Source organism: Grimontia sp. AD028 (assembly GCF_000973155.1).
In the GTDB taxonomy this organism is placed as follows: domain Bacteria; phylum Pseudomonadota; class Gammaproteobacteria; order Enterobacterales; family Vibrionaceae; genus Enterovibrio; species Enterovibrio indicus.
Genome location: NZ_LASY01000001.1, coordinates 1 through 21,271, shown reverse-complemented (window position 1 = coordinate 21,271; position 21,271 = coordinate 1). Strand labels below are relative to the sequence as shown.

Sequence of the window (21,271 nt, the reverse complement as noted above, 5' to 3'; positions counted from 1 at the left end):
ATAGCGCAGGAAAAATGCTCGAGAATAAGGCGGAAAATTTCGGTAAGTAGTTACTCTACAATCAAATTTATCAACGCAGTTATCGAGCATTTTAACAAGCTAGGATGAGCAGATATTTACTACGATTGGTATTAATCATTAACCAACAGTTTCCAGCCCACTGAATCCCAAAGGTTCTTTTCTACTTCCAAGTCGGCAGCCAATAACTTGTTCTGGCTTAGCCAGTTCTCAGGGAACGTGAGTGACCAACTGTCATCCTTAGCGTCGAGCTTTACCTCGGGCATGGGTTCACCACTGCGCTGCACATTCAACACACAAGCCAACCTTAAAGAGCGGATAAGCGGATAAATTTGCTTGGCCTTGAACAGAGTGAATTCTGGCATTTCTTCAAGTTTCAACGCTTTACGGTGGAAGCGGGTAAGGGTTGCCAGCACTGTTTGCTGCTCTTGGTTAAAGCCGGGTAGATTGGTGTTTTGCAGAATATACGCCGAGTGTTTGTGGAAACCGGAGTGCGAGATGCTTAATCCAACTTCGTGCAGCAGCGCTGCCCAGCTTAGCAATATGGCAAGTTCGGCTTTTTTTGTGCCAAGTTTTGGCTCTGCCTGGAGATAAAAATTCTCTGCAGTTTGCTGGACGTTTTCTGCGTGTTGCCTGTCGATATGATAGCGCTCCGCGAGGTCTGCTGCGGTGCGGCTCCGTATATCGCTTTGTTGGAAACGGTCTTCCATTTCGTACAAAAGGCCTTCACGAAGCGCGCCATCGGAATACACCATCTTCTCAATGCTCAGTGCGTGAAACACGCCGGAGAGAATCGCAAGACCCGCGGCAAATACAGGTTGTCTGTCTTCCGTTAATCCGGGCAGCTTCAGCTCGCTGGCCGACTTCACCTGCAGTACCTGTTCAATTAAGCCATCCAACCGCTTACGGGTGATGATGCCATCGTCGTGCCCACTGGCAATCAAGACTTCACGAATAGCTTTGATGGTGCCAGAGGAACCTACGGCTTCTCCCCAGCCGCAATCCTTGTACTGTTTGGCGATGCTTTCTAACTTCAGCTCTGCCGCGAGCTGGGCTTGAGCAAAGCGTTTGATAGAAATTTGTCCATCTTTGAAAAAGCGATGGTTATAGCTGACACAACCCATATGTTTACTGTTGGTGAGTGTTGGACTAAAACCTTTGCCAATAACAAGCTCAGTGCTGCCCCCACCAATGTCTACCACCAGTTTTCGGCCATCACCTGGTTGTGTGTGGCTCACACCAAGGTAAATCAAACGGGCTTCTTCCACGCCGGGGATGATCTCTATCGGATAGGGGAAGACATTGCGGGCCCGCTGCACAAAAATATGACTGTTTTTCGCTTCACGCAGGGTAAAGGTTGCCGCAACGCGGACGTTTGCTTCATCGAAGCCTTGAAGGCGCTCGGCGAACATGGCCAAACATTCCACACCGCGGTTGATAGCTGCATTATCGAGGTTGAGGTAATCGTCGAGTCCTGAAGCCAGCCGCACACGCTGTTTGTGGCGGCTGATGATTTGAAGGCCTTGCCCGACGACGCGGGCAACGACCATGTGGAAGCTGTTGGAACCTAAATCTATTGCGGCGATTTCCCTTGGCTTTTCAGCCGGGGTCGTGTCATTCATTCTTTTGTTTGCTCGCTTGCCGTTTCTCGGTACGTTCTACTTGTTTAAGGTAATCGTAAATTTCGATTTGTGAACGTACTTTTTTGCGATTTCCGCGTTTCACGTAAGCGTTGGACATGTCTTTATCAATGACACGTGCTTTGGCGCGGTCTGCAAATTGAAGCTCGAGAATGTCCATGATGCGCTGTTTCAGGCGCTCATCTTTGATAGGTGCACCCACTTCGATACGGTTATCGATATTACGGGTCATCCAGTCTGCCGATGAAATGTAGACATCGCGATCTCCGCCATTTTCAAATGCGAATACACGTGGATGCTCAAGGAAACGGTCTACAATACTGATGGCTTTGATGTTGTGGCTAAGACCTCTCACACCCGGGATAAGCGAACACATACCACGCACAATCATGCGAATTTTTACGCCTTCATTGCTCGCCTTGTAGAGCAAGTCCACCAAGCCTTTGTCCACCAGATTGTTCACCTTCAAGGTGATGCCCGCTTTCCTGCGGTTCTTGGCATGTTCGATTTCACGTTCGATCAAACGATAAATGCGCGTGCGCGAGTTACGCGGCGATACAATCAGGTGAGAGAATTTTACTGGTTTGTAAGGGTTCTCAATAAAATTGAATACCTTACGCACTTCCGTAGTGATCGATTTATCTGCGGTAAACAGCGAGAAGTCGGTATAGATACGCGCGGTTTTTTCGTGGAAGTTACCGGTACCTATGTGGGCATACTCGCGTAAGCCATCGTCTTCACGACGAGTGATGAGGCAAAGCTTAGAGTGAATTTTTAGCCCAGGTGTACCGAATACCACTTTTACGCCAGCGTCGGTCAGTACGCGCGCCCATTCGATATTGGCTTCTTCGTCGAATCTCGCTTGAAGCTCTACCACGACTGTGACGCGCTTGCCGTTGTTGGCAGCATCAATCATGGAGTTGATGATGCGGCTGTTTTTCGCCACGCGATAAATATTGATCCGGATGCTGCGCACTTTTGGGTCAAAAGACGCCTGACGCACCAGTTCCGTCATATGTCGGAAAGTGTGGTAGGGATAGTAGAGCAGCACATCACGCTGACGAATAGCGTCAAATGCATTGGCGTTGGTGGTGAAGTCGGCAGATTCAATCGGCGGTAGCGGAGGGTTTTCCAGATATTTCATCCCGACATTCGGGAAGCCGATAAAGTCTTTGAAATTATGATAACGGGCGCCGGGAAGAACGCTGTCGTAATCGGAGATCCTCAGCATGCTGAGGATATGTTTTACCATATCCTGTGGCATGTCCCTTTGATAAACAAATCGGACCGGAAGGGCAGTTAAGCGCTGATCTAGGCTGTCTGACATGTTTTCTAGCAGGCTGTGGTCAACCTCATTGGTGAGGTCGTATTCCGCATCACGGGTCATTTTCATGGCATAAGCTTCGACACTGTCGTAATCAAAGAAACCACTGAAAATCTCATCGAGACATAAACGAATGATGTTATCGAGCAGGATGATGGTCTTGCGGCGGCGCTTACCCTTTGGCTCCGGCACCTTGATAAAGCGCTCTATTTCGTCCGTTGGGATCTCAATCAGTGCGTAGCGGTTAGGCTGGCCTTCTTTTTTCATTTCAACGGCAAGGTAAGAGTACGCATCTTTAAGGAAAGAGAGCACGTCCATGTCGTCGGTGAGAATGATAGGGGTGATGTGCGGAAGCAGATTACTGACGAAATGTCTTTTCAACCAGTTTTGTTGGTATTCCGTCAGTTGTCGCTCGTTAACCAGAAAAATATGGCGACGTGCCATTTCGAGTAAAATGTCGTTATAAAGGTGGTCGAAATCCTGGTTGAGCTTGAGAACCTTGTCCTGAATTTTATTGAGGAGCTCCTTGGCTTTACTGTCGCCACCTTGCTCCTCGTTGATCAGGATACGGCGCTTTACGTCAGCAAAACGGACTTGATAGAACTCATCCAGATTGCTGGAAAAGATACCGAGAAATCGCACACGTTCGATGATAGGAACGTTTTTGTCTGCAGCTTCCTGAAGTACCCTTTCGTTAAAAGACAGCCAACTTAACTCTTTGTCTACGTAAAGCGTATCCGCGCTCATTTTTCCCCTTTCCTTAATTAAATGTCGCTTTCGTCAAACTCCACGATCAGGTCATCTGACAGCCCTTCAAGAGCTGCACCAAGGTCATCCAGCGAGATGTTGTTGGCGATGTCGAGATCAAACTCAGCTTTAAATATCACGCCACCAAAGTTGGCTGCGCTTTCTGCATCGGTTTCCAGATTGTTGATGTTGATACCAAACTTGGCGATTTCCCTTGTCACTTCCTGAACAATGCCAGGCCGATCGTTGCCTGTAACAGACAGGGTATGCGTTGTTGTATCAGTCTCTGCTTGATGTGCAGCTTCTGCGATAAGAACGTTAAGATCAGGAATGTTATTTAGCGCGTCTGTCAGCGCTTTGACATTTTCTTCTTTAATATCAATTTGAACAATACCAGCGAACTTGCCCGCAAGTTTACTAAGGCTACTGGCTTGCCAGCTTCCGTGATGCTGGAATACGGTGTCGGAGAGTGTTTCTACCAGACCTGAGCGATCCGTGCCGATGAGGGTGATAACTAACTGCTTCATGGTCGATCCTTTGCGTCAACAGCGGAGGGGAAAGGTCATTATTAAGGCGGTTTTAAAACCCTGTCTACCCCTCGGCGAAGCAGGCACCTCCGAACTGTGCCTCACATCAACGTTAGGGGAGGCTAAACATGTTTTATTACACTTTTATTTCATGGGCTTAACTTGTCTTGATTTTTCGACTGTCACATTTATGTCATCAAAAAGAAATATTATGAGCCGCTTAACCAAAATATGAGGTACCAATGGCAAACGCCACACATGCGCTGACTCAGGGAGACTCCCGGCGGCGTTTCAAAGACAGACTTGCGCGCCTTTCCGTGAAGGGAGGTGGCATTGCTGTTTTGTTGGCATTGCTGTTGATATTCTTCTACCTCGCGTATGTGGTTCTCCCCCTGTTCAAAAGCCCGTCGGTCACGCTTGAAGGGACCTTCGACCTCGGCTTTGAAAGCCCAGCCGTCCAGCTTGGTATGGATGACAATAATCAACTCGGCTTCCGCTATTCCGATGATGGGTTTCTATCCATCTTCTCTTTGAATGGAAAAGGGCAGTTGGTTTCCCGTGAGAAGCTCGCTGAGTTTCCCAGCAGCTTTTACGCACCTCAACCTTATGCGGGCGTCAGCGCCTATGGGCTTGAAGATGGCTCTGTGAGTTTTCAGCGCCTGCGTTTTTTGTCTCACTATGCAGACGGAAAAAGAACCTTCACGCCGGATATCCAGCGTATGGATTCGGTAAAGCTCAGCAATGGCTTGCCGATATCCAGTCTTACCTTTGCTAAACGACATAATGACCGCGTTGTTGCAGGCGTGGCAGGAGACTGGTTGAACATTGTTATCGAGCGTGATGGCAATGAAATACTGCATGCTGCTGTCCCGACAAGCGCTGATGCCAGCGTGCTGATTGCGCCCCGGGGTCAGAAGCTGTTTGAGATGGTCGGTAATGAGCTCAATGTGTATTCGGTGTCAGATCGTAGAATCGATTTGCGCGAGTCAGTGGACATCGAACTTGTGACCGGCGCGATGCCTGAGTCTATGACATTGCTGGCTGGTGGACATTCGCTGATGTTGCGTCTGGATGATGGCAGACTGACGCAGTGGTTTGATGTGGTGAAGTCTGGTGAGCGTTCGCTGACCATGGTGCGTGAGTTTGACACTCAAGATGGCTTCCTCGCGGTGGAGCCCCATCGCAATGTTTTCGCCAATCTGACGCCAGGCGGTGATCTGACGCTTTGGCATGCGCCAAGTGAAATACGTGACAACTTTGAGTTGCCCGAAATAGCTGGCCAAATTGACACCTTGGGTTTCTCACCTCGGGCAGATCGTCTGTTGGTGGAGAAGGGCGATACCCTGACATTACTGAATGTTGATAATCCTCACCCTGAAGTCAACGTCCGTTCATTGTGGAATCGTATATGGTATGAGGGCTATGGAGAGCCGGAGTTTGTTTGGCAATCCACATCTGGCAGCGAGTCTTTTGAAGGCAAGCTGAGTGTCGTTCCTGTGGTATTCGGTACGATTAAAGTGGCAGCTTATGCGCTGCTGTTTGCGATTCCACTCGCGGTCGGTGGCGCGATTTATACTGCGTATTTCATGCCGTCTGGTCTTCGTAAGGTGGTGAAACCCACCATCGAAATCATGGAAGCCTTACCAACGGTTATCTTGGGTTTTCTAGCCGGATTGTGGCTGGCACCTATTGTTGAAACCCATTTACCCGCAGTCTTTCTGATTTTCGTCGCTATGCCGGTTTCCTTCCTGTTGACCGCATTCGTCTGGACGGCGCTGCCACGCTCAGTGCGCAAGAAACTGCCACCAGGTGGTCATTTGTTTGTGCTGGTGCCACTGATTCTGCTGCTGGGATATCTCGCATTTGCTCTTGGCCCCTGGGTAGAAGATGCCTTCATGGGCGGGGACAGCCGGGTGTTTGTGACTGACGTATTGGGCGTGAATTTCGATCAGCGCAATGCCATTGTGGTGGGCTTGGCGATGGGTTTCGCGGTGATCCCGACTATTTTTACCATTGCGGAAGATGCGATCTTTTCAGTGCCCAGTCACCTGACCAATGGATCACTGGCGTTAGGTGCGACCCATTGGCAGACGCTGACACGCGTTGTTTTACTGACCGCAAGCCCGGGTATTTTCTCTGCGGTGATGATGGGGCTTGGCCGTGCTGTGGGCGAAACCATGATTGTATTGATGGCGACGGGAAATACGCCATTGATGGAATGGAACCCGTTTGAGGGGCTGCGAACCTTGTCAGCGAACATTGCGGTGGAAATGCCAGAATCTGAAGTGGGTAGCTCTCACTATCGAGTGTTGTTCCTGACAGCCTTTATTCTGTTTTCATTTACGTTCCTGTTTAACACTGTGGCGGAATTTGTTCGCCAGCAGTTGAGAGAGAAGTACCGTGCGTTGTAAAGCGTTAGCCTTCAATTCAATCCATCTGGAGTCTGTTTATGCTTAAGCGTTTAAACAGTAGCTCTCCTTGGGTGTGGATGACAGCAGGCATGGTCAGCCTCTGTTTGATTGCTGTGCTGGGCGTGATGTTGTTGATTGGCTGGAAAGGTCTGGCGTATTTCTGGCCAGCTCCAGTTTACGAGTTCAAGATTGAAACTCCGTTTGGTGAAGAGACGGCATTTGGTCAGATTTATGGTGTTGAGACAATCTCTTCACGTCAGTTACAAGAGGCGGGTGTTGTACTCAAAGAGCCAAATCAGGAAGAGCATCAGAGACTGCTGATAAAGGTGGCCAACCGTGAACGGGAAGCACATGATTTTATTTCGGTGCTTGAGCAAAACATCCTTTCGCAGGTAGCCAACCCCAATATTGCTGTGATTGAACGGATCGAAAATGGCGATTTCTATGGTGTTCCTGTGGGATACCTAGACCAAGGAAAAGTCACCACATCCTCACCAAACCATGCATTCTTTGAAGAAAAAATCGCGTTGGCGGAAAAGCGGCGTAGCGAAATCACAGCGATAGAGCAGCGCGAAATAGAGAAGGTGAACTACCAGCTCACGGCACTAAAAAAAGAGAAAGCCTCCTACCTTAGCAAAGGTAAGGCGGTGCCAGAGAAAGTTCAGGATGGCATCGACACTTTAGCGTTTCGTTATCAATCTCTAGAAGAAGTCTTAATGCAACGCCGTGCGGATTTGTCTCTGGACAGCCTGATTGTTAAAGACCGCTACGGTAACAATGTCCGCATCGCACTCAATAATGTGCTCGGGCTTTGGTATCCCAATGACATGAGCGGGTTCGAGAAGGTGCTGCATTGGGCAAGTCAGATTGCCAACTTCGTGACAGATAATCCGCGGGAAGCCAATTCAGAGGGCGGTGTTTTTCCTGCTATTTTCGGCACAGTGCTGATGGTGCTATTGATGTCCATCATGGTGACCCCGCTCGGCGTGTTGGCGGCTGTCTACCTTCATGAGTATGCTGGAAAGAATGCTTTCACCCGTGTGATCCGCATTGCGGTAGTGAACCTGGCAGGAGTGCCTTCCATCGTTTATGGCGTATTTGGCCTGGGCTTCTTTGTTTACTTCGTCGGCGGCAGTATCGACTCACTGTTTTATTCGGAGACACTGCCTAACCCAACGTTTGGCACGCCTGGGATATTGTGGTCGTCATTGACGCTGGCAATCCTGACGTTGCCTGTGGTGATTGTGTCAACCGAAGAAGGCTTGGCTCGAATCCCCAACTCTGTGCGTCACGGGTCTATGGCACTTGGCGCCACACAGGCCGAGACGCTTTGGCGTATAGTTTTACCTATGGCGAGTCCTGCTATTATGACGGGACTGATTCTGGCTATTGCCCGCGCGGCGGGTGAAGTGGCCCCCCTTATGCTGGTAGGTGTTGTAAAGGTGGCACCGAGTCTGCCACTGGATGGAAACTTCCCGTTCCTGCATTTGGACAGAAAGTTCATGCACCTTGGTTACCACGTTTACGATGTGGGTTTCCAGAGCCCAAATATTGAAGCGGCGAGGCCGTTGGTTTATGCCACATCCTTGCTGTTGGTGACTGTGATTGTCAGCCTGAATCTGGCGGCTATCACTATCCGTAACCACTTGCGCGAAAAGTACCGCGCGCTGGAACAAGAAATTTAAGCGTTAGAGGACATCGCGACGAAATGATATCTATCAATGCCAACATTGGATTACCGGGACCTATCGATCTGTCATCACTTCCAGATGAGCAGACGGCACTGGTTATTCAGAACTTGAATCTCCATTACGGCAATTCTCAGGCATTGTTCGATATTAATATGCGTATTCCTAAAGGTAAGGTCACGGCGTTTATCGGCCCTTCCGGTTGCGGAAAATCTACTCTGCTTCGTTGCATCAATCGTATGAATGACTTGGTGGATGGCTGTAAGGTAGAGGGGGAAATTCTGCTTCATGGCACCAATGTTTATGATGAAACAGTGGATGTGCCAGCACTTCGCCGTCAGGTGGGCATGGTGTTCCAACGACCGAATCCTTTTCCAAAGTCCATCTACGAAAATGTTATCTACGGATTGCGACTGCAAGGCGTGAAAAACGCACGTACGCTGGACGACGCGGTTGAACGTTCGCTTCGAGCAGCTGCGTTATGGGATGAGGTGAAAGATCGGCTTCATGACAACGCGTTTGGTTTGTCTGGCGGCCAGCAACAACGATTGGTGATCGCGCGCGCTATCGCCATTGAGCCAGAAGTCCTTTTGCTTGATGAGCCTACATCGGCACTGGATCCGATCTCCACGCTGACGATTGAAGAACTCATCAACGATCTTAAACGTAAATATACTGTGGTGATCGTTACCCATAATATGCAACAAGCTGCGCGTGTATCTGATCAAACTGCCTTTATCAACCTAGGTAAACTGGTAGAATACGCCGATACAGATACGCTGTTTACCACACCGAAAAACAAGCAAACTGAAGACTATATCACTGGCCGATACGGCTAAGGACACGCACGCAAATGATGGACAACCAAAATATCAGTCGTCATATTTCAGGTCAGTTTAATGCTGAACTGGAAGCTATCCGCACCCATGTGCTCGCGATGGGCGGATTGGTAGAGCGACAGCTGACTGACGCTTTGCGTGCGATGCATTATCAGGATGTAGAGCTGGCAAAACAGGTGATCCGCGAAGACCATAAGGTCAACTCGATGGAAGTCGCTATCGATGAAGCCTGTACCCGAATCATTGCAAAACGCCAGCCTACAGCAGGTGATTTGCGTTTGGTGATTGCGATTATAAAAACCATTACCGACCTCGAACGTATTGGTGATGTCGCGGACAGTATTGCGAAGATGGCGTTGGATAATTTTTCTAATCATCAACAGCCGTTTTTAGTGTCACTGGAAAACCTGGGCCACAAAGCTGCACGTATGCTGCATGATGTGCTGGATGCGTTTGCGCGCATGGACGTGGATGCGGCAATGAAGGTTTACCACAGCGATGATCATCTGGATAAAGAATACGAAGCGATTATACGTCAGTTGATGACTTACATGATGGAAGATCCGCGCTCTATTCCTAATGTCCTCAAAGTGATGTGGTCTGCTCGCGCGATTGAGCGAGTGGGTGACAGATGCCAGAACATCTGCGAATACATCATTTACTTTGTGAAAGGTAAAGACATCCGCCATACCAACAAAGAACAGTTGGAAAAAATGCTGAAATAGCGCTTTGGTATCGGCATTGTATATACCCAAACAACCTGAAGATGCAGGATTCAGGTCGTTTGGGTATAGATCAATAAAAAACCCGCGGTGAGCGGGTTTTTTGATTCTGGCATTTAGGCATCAAATTAGCGAACGGCTTCGAAAAATCCAGTACCTGGCTGATAGTCACCTTTCATGCCAACCAACTGACCGTTGTCGTCGAAAGAAAGAACCAGTTCTTTCTGTTCTGGTTCGTCATGTCCAGGCTTCAGATATTGAACAAAATACCAAGTATTTGGATAGCCGGATTCAACCAACATAGGTGGACCAAGTAAGAACTTAACCTGCTCTTTGGTCATGCCAAATTTGAGCTCTTCGACCGCGGTTTGGTCGATGTAATTTCCCTGATTAATATCTATGCGATAAACCAGCTTGTTAACCCAAGAACAGCCTGAGAGGCTAGCCAGAACAAGGGATGCCGCAACGATGTGTTTCCAACGCATGACTTCTTACTTCATTTCCAAAATAGGGGACGATGATAAACAAGCAAGTGAGAGAAGTAAAAAACTCTTGTCTCAACTTGCTTGTTCGACCGTGCTATTGGGGAAAAGTTTCTTTCTCTTTAGGCTAAGAGCCTCTATGCAGCAATCAGCAGCTCTTTAGCATTGGCGAGTGTGTGTTCAGTAATTTCGCTGCCACCGAGCAGTCGCGCCAGTTCCTGAACGCGGGACTGAGTATCCAGCTGAATCATGCTGGTGGTGGTTTTCCCTTTCTCGCTGGCTTTCGCCACGAACATTTGCTGATGACCACAGCCGGCAACTTGCGGCAAGTGCGTCACACACATCACTTGGGTTGACTCACCTAGCTTGCGAAGCAGTTTGCCGACAATGGCAGCTGTTGGTCCACTGATACCCACATCCACTTCATCGAAGATAAGGCTTGGTGTATCCACTTTCTGTGCAGTAATAACCTGAATTGCCAAAGAAATACGGGAAAGCTCACCACCGGATGCTACGCGCCCCAACGCTTGCATTGGCTGACCTGGGTTGGTGGAAACCAAAAGCTCGATACTGTCGAAGCCCAGCGGTGACAAGTGACTTTCTGGCTGGCTATCCAGTGCAATATGGAATTTGCCGTTTTGCATACTGAGCTCATGCATGCTGGCAGAAATCAGCTTATCCAGCTCTTTGGCATAACGCTTACGGCTCTTACTGAGTTTTTCTGCTGCTGCAAGACAAGCTTGGTGCTTCAGTTCGACTTGAGCGGCAAGCTGTTCAATCTGGTTATCGCTGTCATTGAGGTTTTCAAGCTCATTTACCAGAGACTGATGGGAAGTGAAAAGCTCTTCAGGAGAAACCTGATGTTTACGTGAAAGACGCATTATGGTCGCCATGCGCTCATCCAAATAGCTCAGGCGCGCAGGATCCATATCCAGGCTATCCATATAGCTTGAGATCTCGTGGCTGGTTTCCTGCACCTGAATGCAAGCTTCGTCCAGCATCTGTGTTAGATCGTTAAAACGGCTGTCCATCGCAGCGAGTTCGGCAAGCTTCTGCTGGGCAAACTGCAGCAACTGCATCGCGTTGTTTTCATCATCTTCACTTAATGCCTGCAGGACGCTTTGGCTGCAAATCGCAATGTCGCCACAGTTGGAAAGGCGCTTGTGCTCCGCTTCCAGCTCTGGATATTCGGTTTCACCTAACGCCAGTTCATTGAGCTCATTTACTTGGTATTCCAAAAGCTGGCGTTGGGCTTCGAACGCTTCTTTGTTCTTTTCTAGCTGCTTGAGCTCGTTTCGTGCAGCACGCCAGTCTTGATAACGCTGGCGCATTGTAGCTAGCAGGTTTTGGTGGCCGGCATATTGGTCGAGCAACGTCAGTTGGTAATCGTTCTTCATCAAAAGCTGATGGGCGTGCTGACCATGAATATTAATGAGGTGTTGTCCCAATACTTTTTGCTGGGAGGCTGGTACAGGACTGCCATTAATGAAGGCACGTGAACGGCCCTCTTTGGTGATCACACGTCGCAGAATGCACTCATCACCATCGACCAACTCATTGTCTTCCAGCCAGCGTCTCGCGGCAGGATTGTTCTGGAGTTGGAAGAGCACCACGATTTCTGCTTTTTCCTCTCCAGGGCGAACCATGGAGGCATCTGCGCGATCGCCCAGACACAAACCCAGAGCATCAATAGCGATGGATTTACCTGCACCGGTCTCGCCGGTAATGGTGGTCATTCCCTGTTGGAAGTCGAGTTCGAGCGCTTTAACAATGGCAAAGTTTTGAATTGTGATGTGTGCCAGCATGAGCCTATACCTGTGTTTATCATCACCTGTTGTTTTGTACAGTATATACTGTGTTTGTATACAGTAAAGATGTTCAGGTATGAATTCGCGATGAAATTGTGATGCGGGTTAAAAAACGAGCAATGTGAGTGTTGGAAATAAAAAAGAGCAGCCTAAGCCACTCTTTTCATAAACAATGTTCTTTCCTACCTCACTAGAAGAGTTTGCTCGACCAGCCCAATTTGGTTCGCAACGTTTTGTAGTAGCTGTAATTTTTAGGATGGATAAGCTTCAACAGTGAAGGACTTCTGTAGATATGTACTTCATCCCCTGGATTAACAGGCAAGGAGACCTGACTGTCACAACTGACTTCCAGGGTGCTGCCGTTATCCGGTGAAACCACAAGCTTAATATGCCGCTTGGCATCTACGACCAAAGGACGGCTCGATAGCGTATGCGGGAACATAGGAACGAGTGAAATCGCATCAATGCTCGGCGACAGGATAGGGCCACCACCGGAAAGGCTATAAGCAGTTGAGCCTGTTGGCGTCGAAATGATAATGCCGTCAGAGCGCTGAGAGAAGGCGAAGTTGTCGTCTATATAGACTTCAAATTCAATCATGTGGGCGACTTGCCCAGGGTGAAGCACGGCTTCGTTAAGCGCCGCGTTATGGCTTTTCACCTGACCGTGACGATGCACCTCTGCTTCAAGCAAGAAGCGGTGATCTTCGATGTATTCGCCGGACAATACTGACGTCAGTGCGTCTTCGTATTCATCCGGATCGAGATCGGTCAAAAAGCCGAGGTTGCCACGGTTGACACCGATAACGGAAATATCAAAACGGGAAAGGACACGGGCTGCGCCCAGCATGTTTCCATCACCACCAATGACAATGGCTAAATCGGCTTTAGCACCTAGCGAAAGCAAATCATGGAAGTCATCAGCCGGAATATTAAGGTAATTGTCGAGACGATTGTCGACCAAAGTGCGGTAACCCTGTTGGGTCAGCCAGTGATACAGGCTTTCATGGGTTGCTACCGCTTCTGGATTTCGCGGTTTTCCTACCAAAGCTATAGTGTTAAAACGCTTTGACATCTTATTGATCCTGCACAGTTTAGTGGCTTGAGTATAAGTGATTGCCCTACACTTGTCGTGCATTGCGGCAAGAGACACCTTGAAACGTGACCATTCATCCCCATAATAAGCAAAACCGTCGAGATTGATGCCCCAATCCTTGAGATTTTTGGGGTTCAACACAGTGTATTGTGTCGGAGAGAGCATGAGCAAAGAAGAAAACAAGATCCAGGAAGAAGAATTGCAAAACGAAGCAGTGGAAGCACAGGCTGAAGAAAATGCCCTTGATGCTGAAACTGATGCAATGATTAGCCGGATCACTGAGCTTGAAGCTGCACTTGAAGCAAGTGAAGCGACAGTGAAAGAGCAACAAGACAGCGTACTGCGCGCACGTGCGGATATTGAAAATATGCGTCGTCGTACCGAGCAGGAAATCGACAAAGCACGTAAGTTTGCTCTGGAGCGTTTCGCGAATGAACTGCTTCCTGTTATCGACAACATGGAACGCGCAGTAGAGATGGCGGACAAAGAAAATGACGCCCTCAAGCCGATGATCGAAGGCGTTGAGCTAACGCTGAAGACCATGAAAGATGCAGTGGAAAAGTTCGGCCTGAAAGAGCTGAACCCACACGGCGAACCGTTCAACCCAGAATTCCATCAGGCAATGTCTATTCAGGAAAGCGCAGATCACGAGCCAAATACCGTGATGTTCGTGATGCAGAAAGGCTATGAACTGAATGGTCGTGTTGTTCGCCCTGCCATGGTAATGGTTTCAAAAGCCGCTGCTGGTAACGTGAACGAGCAGGCATAAGACCGAATTTAAGGAAAAACCCGCTTTTTGCGGGTTTTTTTCATTTCAGGCCTTGAAAGCCAATAAGTCGCCCTTATTTAAGGTGCATCAAAAAGAAAATTTAAAAATTTTTCTTGTGCAGGGTTGAACCCTAAACCGCGACCCCCATATATGGGTTAACGCAACATAGACGTAAGACGAATTTTCGGAGAAAACCAAATGGGTAAGATCATTGGTATCGACTTGGGTACTACCAACTCATGTGTAGCAGTACTGGACGGTGACAAGCCACGCGTAATCGAAAACGCAGAGGGCGATCGCACAACGCCATCAATCATCGCGTACACCCAGGACGGTGAAACTCTGGTAGGTCAGCCAGCAAAACGTCAGGCTGTGACCAACCCAGAAAACACGCTGTTTGCAATCAAACGACTGATCGGTCGTCGCTTCGAAGACGAAGAAGTTCAGCGTGATATCGAAATCATGCCTTACAAAATCGTTAAGGCTGACAACGGCGATGCATGGGTAGAAGCTAAAGGCCAGAAAATGGCAGCTCCTCAGGTTTCAGCTGAAGTCCTGAAGAAAATGAAGAAAACTGCAGAAGACTTCCTGGGTGAGGAAGTAACTGGTGCAGTTATCACAGTACCTGCGTACTTCAACGACGCACAGCGCCAGGCGACTAAAGACGCTGGCCGCATCGCGGGTCTGGAAGTTAAACGTATCATCAACGAACCAACTGCTGCTGCACTGGCTTACGGCCTGGACAAGCAAGGTGGTGACCGCACTATCGCAGTTTACGACTTGGGTGGTGGTACTTTCGATATCTCTATCATCGAGATTGACGAAGTAGACGGCGAGAAGACGTTCGAAGTACTGGCAACCAACGGTGACACTCACTTGGGTGGTGAAGACTTCGACAACCGCATGATCAACTACCTGGTTGACGAGTTCAAAAAAGACCAAGGCATCGACCTGCGTAAAGATCCACTGGCAATGCAGCGTCTGAAAGAAGCAGCTGAGAAAGCGAAGATCGAACTGTCTTCTGCGCAGCAAACTGACGTGAACCTGCCATACATCACTGCAGATGCGACTGGTCCTAAGCACATGAATGTTAAAGTGACCCGTGCGAAGCTGGAGTCACTGGTTGAAGATCTGGTTCAACGTTCACTGGAGCCACTGAAAGTAGCACTGGCTGACGCAGACCTGTCTGTAAACGACATCAACGACGTAATCCTGGTTGGTGGTCAGACTCGTATGCCAATGGTTCAAGCGAAAGTTGCTGAATTCTTTGGTAAAGAAGCACGTAAAGACGTGAACCCTGACGAAGCAGTTGCTGTAGGTGCAGCGGTTCAGGGCGGTGTACTGGCAGGTGACGTGAAAGACGTTCTGCTGCTGGACGTAACGCCACTGTCTCTGGGTATCGAAACCATGGGCGGCGTGATGACTAAGCTCATCGAGAAGAACACCACTATCCCTACTAAGGCGAACCAAGTGTTCTCTACTGCTGAAGACAACCAAAGTGCAGTAACGATTCACGTACTGCAAGGTGAGCGTAAGCAGGCGACGTACAACAAGTCTCTGGGTCAATTCAACCTAGAAGGCATCAACCCAGCACCACGTGGCATGCCACAAATCGAAGTTATCTTCGACCTGGATGCTGACGGTATCCTGCACGTGTCTGCGAAAGACAAGAGCACAGGTAAAGAGCAGAAGATCACTATCCAGGCATCTGGCGGTCTGAGCGACGACGAAATCGAGAAAATGGTTCAGGAAGCGGAAGCGAACAAAGAAGCCGACAAGAAGTTCGAAGAACTGGCGTCTGCGCGCAACCAAGCTGACCAAATGGTTCACGGAACTCGCAAGCAAATCGAAGAAGCAGGCGACGCACTGCCAGCTGACGAGAAAGAGAAGATCGAAGCAGCAATCAGCGAGCTGGAAGAAGCACGTAAAGGCGAAGATAAAGAAGCTATTGACGCAAAAGTGCAGGCACTGATCGCAGCATCTCAGAAGCTGATGGAAGTGGCTCAGCAGCAAGCACAAGCTGCGCAAGCTCAAGACGCCGGTGCAGAGCAAACTAAGCAAGACGACGACGTTGTTGATGCTGAGTTTGAAGAAGTAAAAGACGACAAAAAATAAGACTGGATAACATCCCAGAAGCAGGTCTTGCGACTGAAAAGCAGCAAGACCTGAATCGAAAGATTTAACCGTTTTTATTTCGCACGGGCGCAGGAGGATTTTCTCCTTCGCCCGTAGTTGTATGATACGGGGCTAACTTTTTTGCCCGGTATAGAAGCAGGTGACAAGCAAAACATGTCAAATCGTGATTTTTATGAAGTGCTTGGCGTAAGCCGCGACGCCAGTGAGCGTGACATCAAAAAGGCGTACAAGCGTCTTGCGATGAAGTACCACCCGGATAAAAACCCTGGTGATGAAACGGCAGCCGAGAAATTTAAAGAAGTGAAGCTGGCGTACGAAATCCTCACAGACGATCAAAAACGCGCAGCTTATGACCAATACGGCCATGCAGCCTTTGAACAAGGTGGAATGGGCGGTGGCGGCGGCTTCGGTGGCGGCGCAGACTTCAGCGATATCTTTGGTGACGTGTTTGGCGACATCTTTGGTGGTGGTCGCCGTGGCGGTCAGGCACGTGCCCAGCGTGGCGCAGACCTTCGCTACAACATGGAGCTTTCTTTAGAAGAAGCAGTCCGTGGTGTGACCAAAGAGATTGATGTCCCGACTTACGTAAGCTGTGACCCATGTGGTGGCAGTGGTGCAAAACCAGGCTCATCGCCACAAACGTGTGGAACCTGTCACGGCCAAGGCCAAGTGCAGATGCGTCAAGGCTTCTTTGCTGTACAGCAAACCTGTCCAACCTGTCACGGTCGCGGCAAAATCATCAAAGACCCTTGCGATAGCTGTCATGGCCAAGGCCGTGTTCAGAAGACCAAGACCCTTAGCGTGAAAATCCCTGCAGGCGTAGACACGGGTGACCGTATTCGTCTAACAGGTGAAGGTGAAGCCGGAGAATTTGGCGCACCAGTCGGCGATTTGTATGTACAGGTACACGTGCGTGATCATCACATCTTCACCCGTGATGGCAACAACTTGTACTGCGAAGTACCAGTAAGCTTTACGATGGCAGCATTGGGCGGCGAAGTAGAAGTACCAACACTGGACGGACGCGTGAATCTGAAGGTTCCTACAGAAACACAAACTGGCCGTATGTTCCGCATGCGTGGCAAGGGTGTGCAGTCAGTGCGTGGTGGTGGCCTTGGCGACCTGATCTGTAAACTGGTGGTGGAAACCCCGGTTAACCTCAGCAGCAAACAAAAAGAATTGTTGCGTGAGTTCGAAGAATCACTGGGTGGCAGTGCCGCGAAAAAGCACAAGCCTAAATCAGAAGGCTTCTTCGATGGCGTGAAGAAATTCTTTGACGATCTGACCAGCTAACAGTCAGAGAGATAAAATGAAAAACCGGCGAATTCGCCGGTTTTTTTATATCCAGCATTTGTCATTGTCAGAGATGGCACTGGCATCTTTTTTGAAATTAAGCTGTTCAGATGCCGCATTAATGGCCATGGTGTGACAGTCAGTATCTTTATCCTGCCTAGAAGTAGATTTGGGTTTTGCCTGAATACGGTAGGCGTCGTTATCGGAGCCCAGAGTAATTGAAAAATCGTACTCTTCGGATACCTGACATTTGCTACATATCAAGCTGTTGCTATTTGGGTAACTCTTTGTTGCCGTGAACACTTGCTCTACGTGTGTCTGAAGTTGGTACAGGTCCATCTGAACTCTGCTGCGCTCTGATTTAAGCAAATAATTCCCCACGGCTGGGACCGCAATCGTTGTGATGGCACCGATGATGGCTACGGCAATCAAGATTTCGATCAACGTCATACCTAGATGTAATGTCTTAGTTCTCAGCGTCATTTTTTGGTTCACTATGCGGAAAATCCATTTTTATTCCAGAGACCTACGGTATCCCCGTTGATAGTATGGAAACAAGGTACAGCGGACGCTAAAGGAATTTGTTGTGAGATATTGGAATCTACAGCGCGGATTTAGCTTGATTGAAATGATAACGACGGTGTCGGTATTGGCAGTCGTCACAGCGGTAGCTGTGCCAACCTATGTGTCTTCCCACAAAGCGGCTGTTGTTGAAAGCAAGGCCTCACAATTGCTTTCCGTACTGGAAGTTGGACAGTCAGAGTCTCTAAGGCGCCATCGTAACATTTATGTGCACTATGTCCCTTCAAGTGCAACGGATAACGGCTGTATCGGGCTCAGTGAAAAATCCGAAGTCGCAAACTTCAGTTGCTCTGACAGTGAAGGTCTGCAGAAGGTCATTTTGGAGAAAGGGGCGATGGTTAATGTCCAAGAGCCTGCACTCACAGATCCTGCAAAACTTTTCTATTTCTCTCCTATATCCGGCATGCCTTCAAATGACAAAACGGTGAAGCTAGCGCATGGAGAAGAAACAGGCAAAGAATCAGGGATTATGATCCGTAGGTATGTCGGATTGAAAGGGTGTAGCAATACCGCTGTGACCGGTTGGGAATCGTGTCCATCATGAGACGTGCCCGCGGTTATACACTGGTAGAAATGATGGTTGGTGTGACCGTCAGCTTAATTGTCATGGCATCTTCTTTGGCGCTTTTTACCATTAATACCGAATTTGGGACCAAGCAGCTTCAAAACGATTTTCTGAGATCCCAATTGAACATCATCGCAGACACGATGAAAAATGAGATAGCACGTGCAGGGTTTTGCTACGACTGTACGTCGGTAAACCCTTTTATTAAGGATGATGAGGCAGGTGCTTCATCATCAGTATTGATTGATGACAGCGCTTCGAAGGTTGAGGGCGGCGAATGTATCCGGTTTGCCTATAACCACGATAAACGTTCCGGGGCTATAGCAATCAATAAAGATGACGCTAAAGGATATCGATTAGGTAAGGACAGCAAAAACAATTCGGTAATCGAGGTTTACGAAAACTGGGATGCGTTAACGAATTGGAAATGTGACAGTGGCTACTGGCGAGATATGACATTTGACCGGTTGGTCATTGAGAGCCTTATTTTTAAACGCACTTTCCTACAAGGAGTCGCATCGACCAACAAGGCCCAAATGGTTGATGTGACCATCACTGCATCATTGAAAAATGATAGCTCAATCAAAGATACCGTGAATTTCACCGTATCACTTCCGAATGTGGATGGCTAACAAGCATGAACAGTCAAAAAGGGATGGCTACCCTCGCTGTCGTCAGCGGCATTTTACTCATTGTTGCTTTGTTCGCAGTTTCGGTTGTGAATTCTGGACTGGCCGACATTAAGAAGACGCAAAACCAGATTTTGGATGCAAAGCAGAGAGCGAGTGCAAAGGCCGGATTGGACTGTGCGATTGCGGTGTTTGAGCAGAATGGACCGACAGCCATTTCACTAAGTGACGGAAGTTTTGGAACCACTATTTCTGACAGCTGTAGAGAAAAAACTGGCAGCCAAATTGTGCTTTCTGGTACAGAAAGTCCATGGTTGCTAACGTCTTCTTCAGGCTATGCAACGTATAGCGCTATGGTCAGTGGAGGCGGGGGGACTGCATCTGCTTTCAAAACTTCTGGTAGCTTGGTTATAGAGGGAGGTAATTCCTGGGTACCAGCCAAAGGGGCTCATGTAGGTAAGGAAGGGCAAACCAATATTTATGAGTGTCTAGCTATAGTTGCTGGTGGGGACGTTACTATTGATACCGGCGACTCGAACGCTACTTTCCAATCAGAATTATTGGCTACCAATTTAGAGCAGTGTAAGGAAGATTTCAGTACAACTGTCGCATCTAAAACTCGAAAGATGAATGACTTCGAGTCTGACATTTTGTATCAGCAACCCAATATGAACCTCTTCAAAGAAAAGTTTCAAGAACCCAAAAGTAACTGGGAAAAAGTGAGGGATGACTTTGACGCAGTGTTCAGTACTTCGGGTACTACGACTATAGACAATGGTAACGGCACAGAGACAGTAAAAAGTAATGTCGAGCTATGTGGGAAGACGATTACGGATAAGAGAAATCGCATAGTTGCGGGAGCAGGGCACTCTCCGGGCAAATTGGTAACAGTTTGGGTCGATGGGGATTGCAATATGGCTGGAGTGGCTAGCGATAGTGTCAACCCTGTATTTATCGTGGTGAAAGATGGAGTGATTGCCTACAGCGGTGCTTTGGCCAATTTCAATGGTTCTATTTTTCAATTTAATCATGAAAGAAATGACTTCCAAAACTCATGGCTGGATGTCAGCGAGTCGACCGATGATGAAGGAAATAAGGTAACTAACGTTTCTTGTACATCGGGTCCAATGGCAACTTTTTGTGATTTGTTTAATGAGCCTGATGCATTAGGAATGGAAGTGGATAACTGGAAATATCTTCCTTTTCTATTCCATGGCTCCTTTGAAACAAAAGGCAGTTACATTGTGGACGTAGAAAAAGGAACGTCAAAGGTCTTTGGTGCGTTCAAACCAGGGTACGATGAAAGCATCGATGATGATGAATTCTTTCCCTCTGAGCCAAAGCTGGTAAAAGGAAGCATTCATGACTTCTAACAAAGGCTTTTCACTTGTAGAGACGCTTATCGCTATATTGGTCGTTGTTTTGTCTGGTGTTGGAACGTTAAAGCTATATAGCCACCTAGAAGTCGAGAAGGCGAACGCACTTATGTTTGTTGAAGCAAAGCAAATTGCAGAGTCTCAGTTAGCCTTGCTACAAACTTTGAATACCACAGGCTCAGATTGCGAAGGCAAAACGGTAGAGAACATTCAAAGCTGCCAGTTAACACTGAATGAAGGCTCGTTATATAGTCTTTCAGTGACGCCTACCAAAACGCTTCAACACACGCCAGCCAGCGGTGTGGCCGCAACCTACGCCAAAATAATGGATGTTAAAGTCAGCTGGAGTGACAGGAATGGCACAGCTCAAAGCCTTTCTCTCCCAATTTCTGTGTCTAAATTCACCAACCTGCTGGATTAGTGAACGGTTAATCGGTTTTTGTGACTTTTTTCGCAAAAAGCCCTTGCCAGAATTCGAGACCTCCCTATAATGCGCCCCATCGACACGGCAAGCGGCTCCCAATAAGGAAATGCCACCAAGTCGAAACGCGAAAACCTCATCATCAAAACATTGAAAAGTGCGGTGAAGAGGTGAGTCAACAAGGTGTTTTGAGGGTTGCGA

General features: G+C 48.3%; 19 protein-coding genes. 11 read left to right on the top strand and 8 right to left on the bottom strand.

Annotated elements, in window-relative coordinates; all coding sequences use genetic code 11:
* Window positions 1-131: 131 nt before the first annotated feature.
* The 3 genes from ppx to RN22_RS00085 are packed head-to-tail and all read right to left on the bottom strand — an operon-like array spanning window position 132 to window position 4,256.
* Window positions 132-1,640 (bottom strand): exopolyphosphatase, encoded by a 1,509-nt coding sequence (gene ppx / locus RN22_RS00095; RefSeq protein WP_046302598.1) that lies wholly within the window; start codon window positions 1,638-1,640, stop codon window positions 132-134.
* Window positions 1,633-3,729: a polyphosphate kinase 1 gene (gene ppk1, locus RN22_RS00090; RefSeq protein WP_002535669.1), complete on the bottom strand. Its 2,097-nt coding sequence runs from the start codon at window positions 3,727-3,729 to the stop codon at window positions 1,633-1,635. The genes ppx and ppk1 overlap by 8 nt, the downstream gene beginning before the upstream one ends.
* 17 nt (window positions 3,730-3,746) lie before the next feature.
* Complete coding sequence (locus RN22_RS00085) at window positions 3,747-4,256, bottom strand: glycine cleavage system protein R (protein WP_046302597.1); 510 nt, start codon at window positions 4,254-4,256, stop codon at window positions 3,747-3,749.
* Between the two features lie 242 nt (window positions 4,257-4,498).
* On the opposite strand from RN22_RS00085, the gene RN22_RS00080 reads away from it, so the two are divergent.
* From RN22_RS00080 to phoU, 4 genes are read left to right on the top strand one after another with little or no spacing between them, the layout of a single operon-like run.
* Window positions 4,499-6,667: an ABC transporter permease subunit gene (locus RN22_RS00080; protein WP_046302596.1), complete on the top strand. Its 2,169-nt coding sequence runs from the start codon at window positions 4,499-4,501 to the stop codon at window positions 6,665-6,667.
* 38 nt (window positions 6,668-6,705) lie between these two features.
* The gene (pstA, locus tag RN22_RS00075) at window positions 6,706-8,352 is read left to right on the top strand and encodes a phosphate ABC transporter permease PstA (RefSeq protein ID WP_046302595.1); all 1,647 of its coding nucleotides are present in this window, start codon (window positions 6,706-6,708) and stop codon (window positions 8,350-8,352) included.
* A gap of 23 nt (window positions 8,353-8,375) precedes the next feature.
* On the top strand, window positions 8,376-9,194 hold the full coding sequence (gene pstB, locus RN22_RS00070) for a phosphate ABC transporter ATP-binding protein PstB (RefSeq protein WP_046302594.1): 819 nt from the start codon (window positions 8,376-8,378) through the stop codon (window positions 9,192-9,194).
* 17 nt (window positions 9,195-9,211) lie between these two features.
* On the top strand, window positions 9,212-9,919 hold the full coding sequence (phoU, locus tag RN22_RS00065) for a phosphate signaling complex protein PhoU (protein ID WP_039849517.1): 708 nt from the start codon (window positions 9,212-9,214) through the stop codon (window positions 9,917-9,919).
* Window positions 9,920-10,044: 125 nt separating this feature from the next.
* Here the strand turns inward: phoU and bamE are convergent, their stop codons facing one another.
* The 3 genes from bamE to nadK form a co-directional block, all read right to left on the bottom strand.
* Window positions 10,045-10,401, bottom strand: a complete 357-nt coding sequence (gene bamE / locus RN22_RS00060; protein WP_002535677.1) for an outer membrane protein assembly factor BamE — start codon at window positions 10,399-10,401, stop codon at window positions 10,045-10,047.
* Window positions 10,402-10,535: 134 nt separating this feature from the next.
* Window positions 10,536-12,203, bottom strand: coding sequence for a DNA repair protein RecN (gene recN, locus RN22_RS00055; RefSeq protein WP_046302593.1), 1,668 nt, complete (start codon window positions 12,201-12,203; stop codon window positions 10,536-10,538).
* A gap of 193 nt (window positions 12,204-12,396) precedes the next feature.
* A complete protein-coding gene (gene nadK, locus RN22_RS00050; protein WP_046302592.1) occupies window positions 12,397-13,278 on the bottom strand; it encodes an NAD(+) kinase in 882 nt (293 codons plus the stop codon).
* Between the two features lie 184 nt (window positions 13,279-13,462).
* Between nadK and grpE the strand changes: the two genes are divergently transcribed.
* The 3 genes from grpE to dnaJ all read left to right on the top strand — a co-directional run bounded on the left by grpE (window position 13,463) and on the right by dnaJ (window position 17,497).
* On the top strand, window positions 13,463-14,068 hold the full coding sequence (gene grpE / locus RN22_RS00045) for a nucleotide exchange factor GrpE (RefSeq protein ID WP_002535681.1): 606 nt from the start codon (window positions 13,463-13,465) through the stop codon (window positions 14,066-14,068).
* Window positions 14,069-14,266: 198 nt separating this feature from the next.
* Window positions 14,267-16,183, top strand: a complete 1,917-nt coding sequence (dnaK, locus tag RN22_RS00040; protein WP_002535682.1) for a molecular chaperone DnaK — start codon at window positions 14,267-14,269, stop codon at window positions 16,181-16,183.
* Between the two features lie 174 nt (window positions 16,184-16,357).
* The gene (gene dnaJ / locus RN22_RS00035; RefSeq protein WP_046302600.1) at window positions 16,358-17,497 is read left to right on the top strand and encodes a molecular chaperone DnaJ; all 1,140 of its coding nucleotides are present in this window, start codon (window positions 16,358-16,360) and stop codon (window positions 17,495-17,497) included.
* Between the two features lie 45 nt (window positions 17,498-17,542).
* On the opposite strand, the gene RN22_RS00030 is transcribed toward dnaJ, so the two are convergent.
* Complete coding sequence (locus tag RN22_RS00030) at window positions 17,543-17,980, bottom strand: type IV pilin protein (RefSeq protein WP_046302591.1); 438 nt, start codon at window positions 17,978-17,980, stop codon at window positions 17,543-17,545.
* A 103-nt stretch (window positions 17,981-18,083) separates the two neighbouring features.
* On the opposite strand from RN22_RS00030, the gene RN22_RS00025 reads away from it, so the two are divergent.
* Genes RN22_RS00025 through RN22_RS00010 form a run of 4 tightly spaced genes read left to right on the top strand, consistent with a single transcriptional unit; the run spans window position 18,084 to window position 21,070 of the window.
* Complete coding sequence (locus tag RN22_RS00025) at window positions 18,084-18,623, top strand: Tfp pilus assembly protein FimT/FimU (protein ID WP_039849509.1); 540 nt, start codon at window positions 18,084-18,086, stop codon at window positions 18,621-18,623.
* Window positions 18,620-19,276, top strand: coding sequence for a PilW family protein (locus RN22_RS00020; protein ID WP_046302590.1), 657 nt, complete (start codon window positions 18,620-18,622; stop codon window positions 19,274-19,276). The genes RN22_RS00025 and RN22_RS00020 overlap by 4 nt, the downstream gene beginning before the upstream one ends.
* Window positions 19,277-19,281: 5 nt before the next feature.
* Window positions 19,282-20,646 carry a hypothetical protein gene (locus tag RN22_RS00015; RefSeq protein ID WP_046302589.1) on the top strand — a complete coding sequence of 455 codons (1,365 nt, stop codon included), beginning with the start codon at window positions 19,282-19,284 and terminating at the stop codon, window positions 20,644-20,646.
* Window positions 20,636-21,070, top strand: coding sequence for a hypothetical protein (locus tag RN22_RS00010; RefSeq protein ID WP_046302588.1), 435 nt, complete (start codon window positions 20,636-20,638; stop codon window positions 21,068-21,070). Before RN22_RS00015 ends, RN22_RS00010 begins: the two co-directional genes overlap by 11 nt.
* On the opposite strand, the gene RN22_RS25370 is transcribed toward RN22_RS00010, so the two are convergent.
* A partial coding sequence (locus RN22_RS25370; protein ID WP_046302587.1) for a hypothetical protein occupies window positions 21,067-21,271 on the bottom strand: 205 nt, incomplete at its 5' end. The genes RN22_RS00010 and RN22_RS25370 overlap by 4 nt on opposite strands.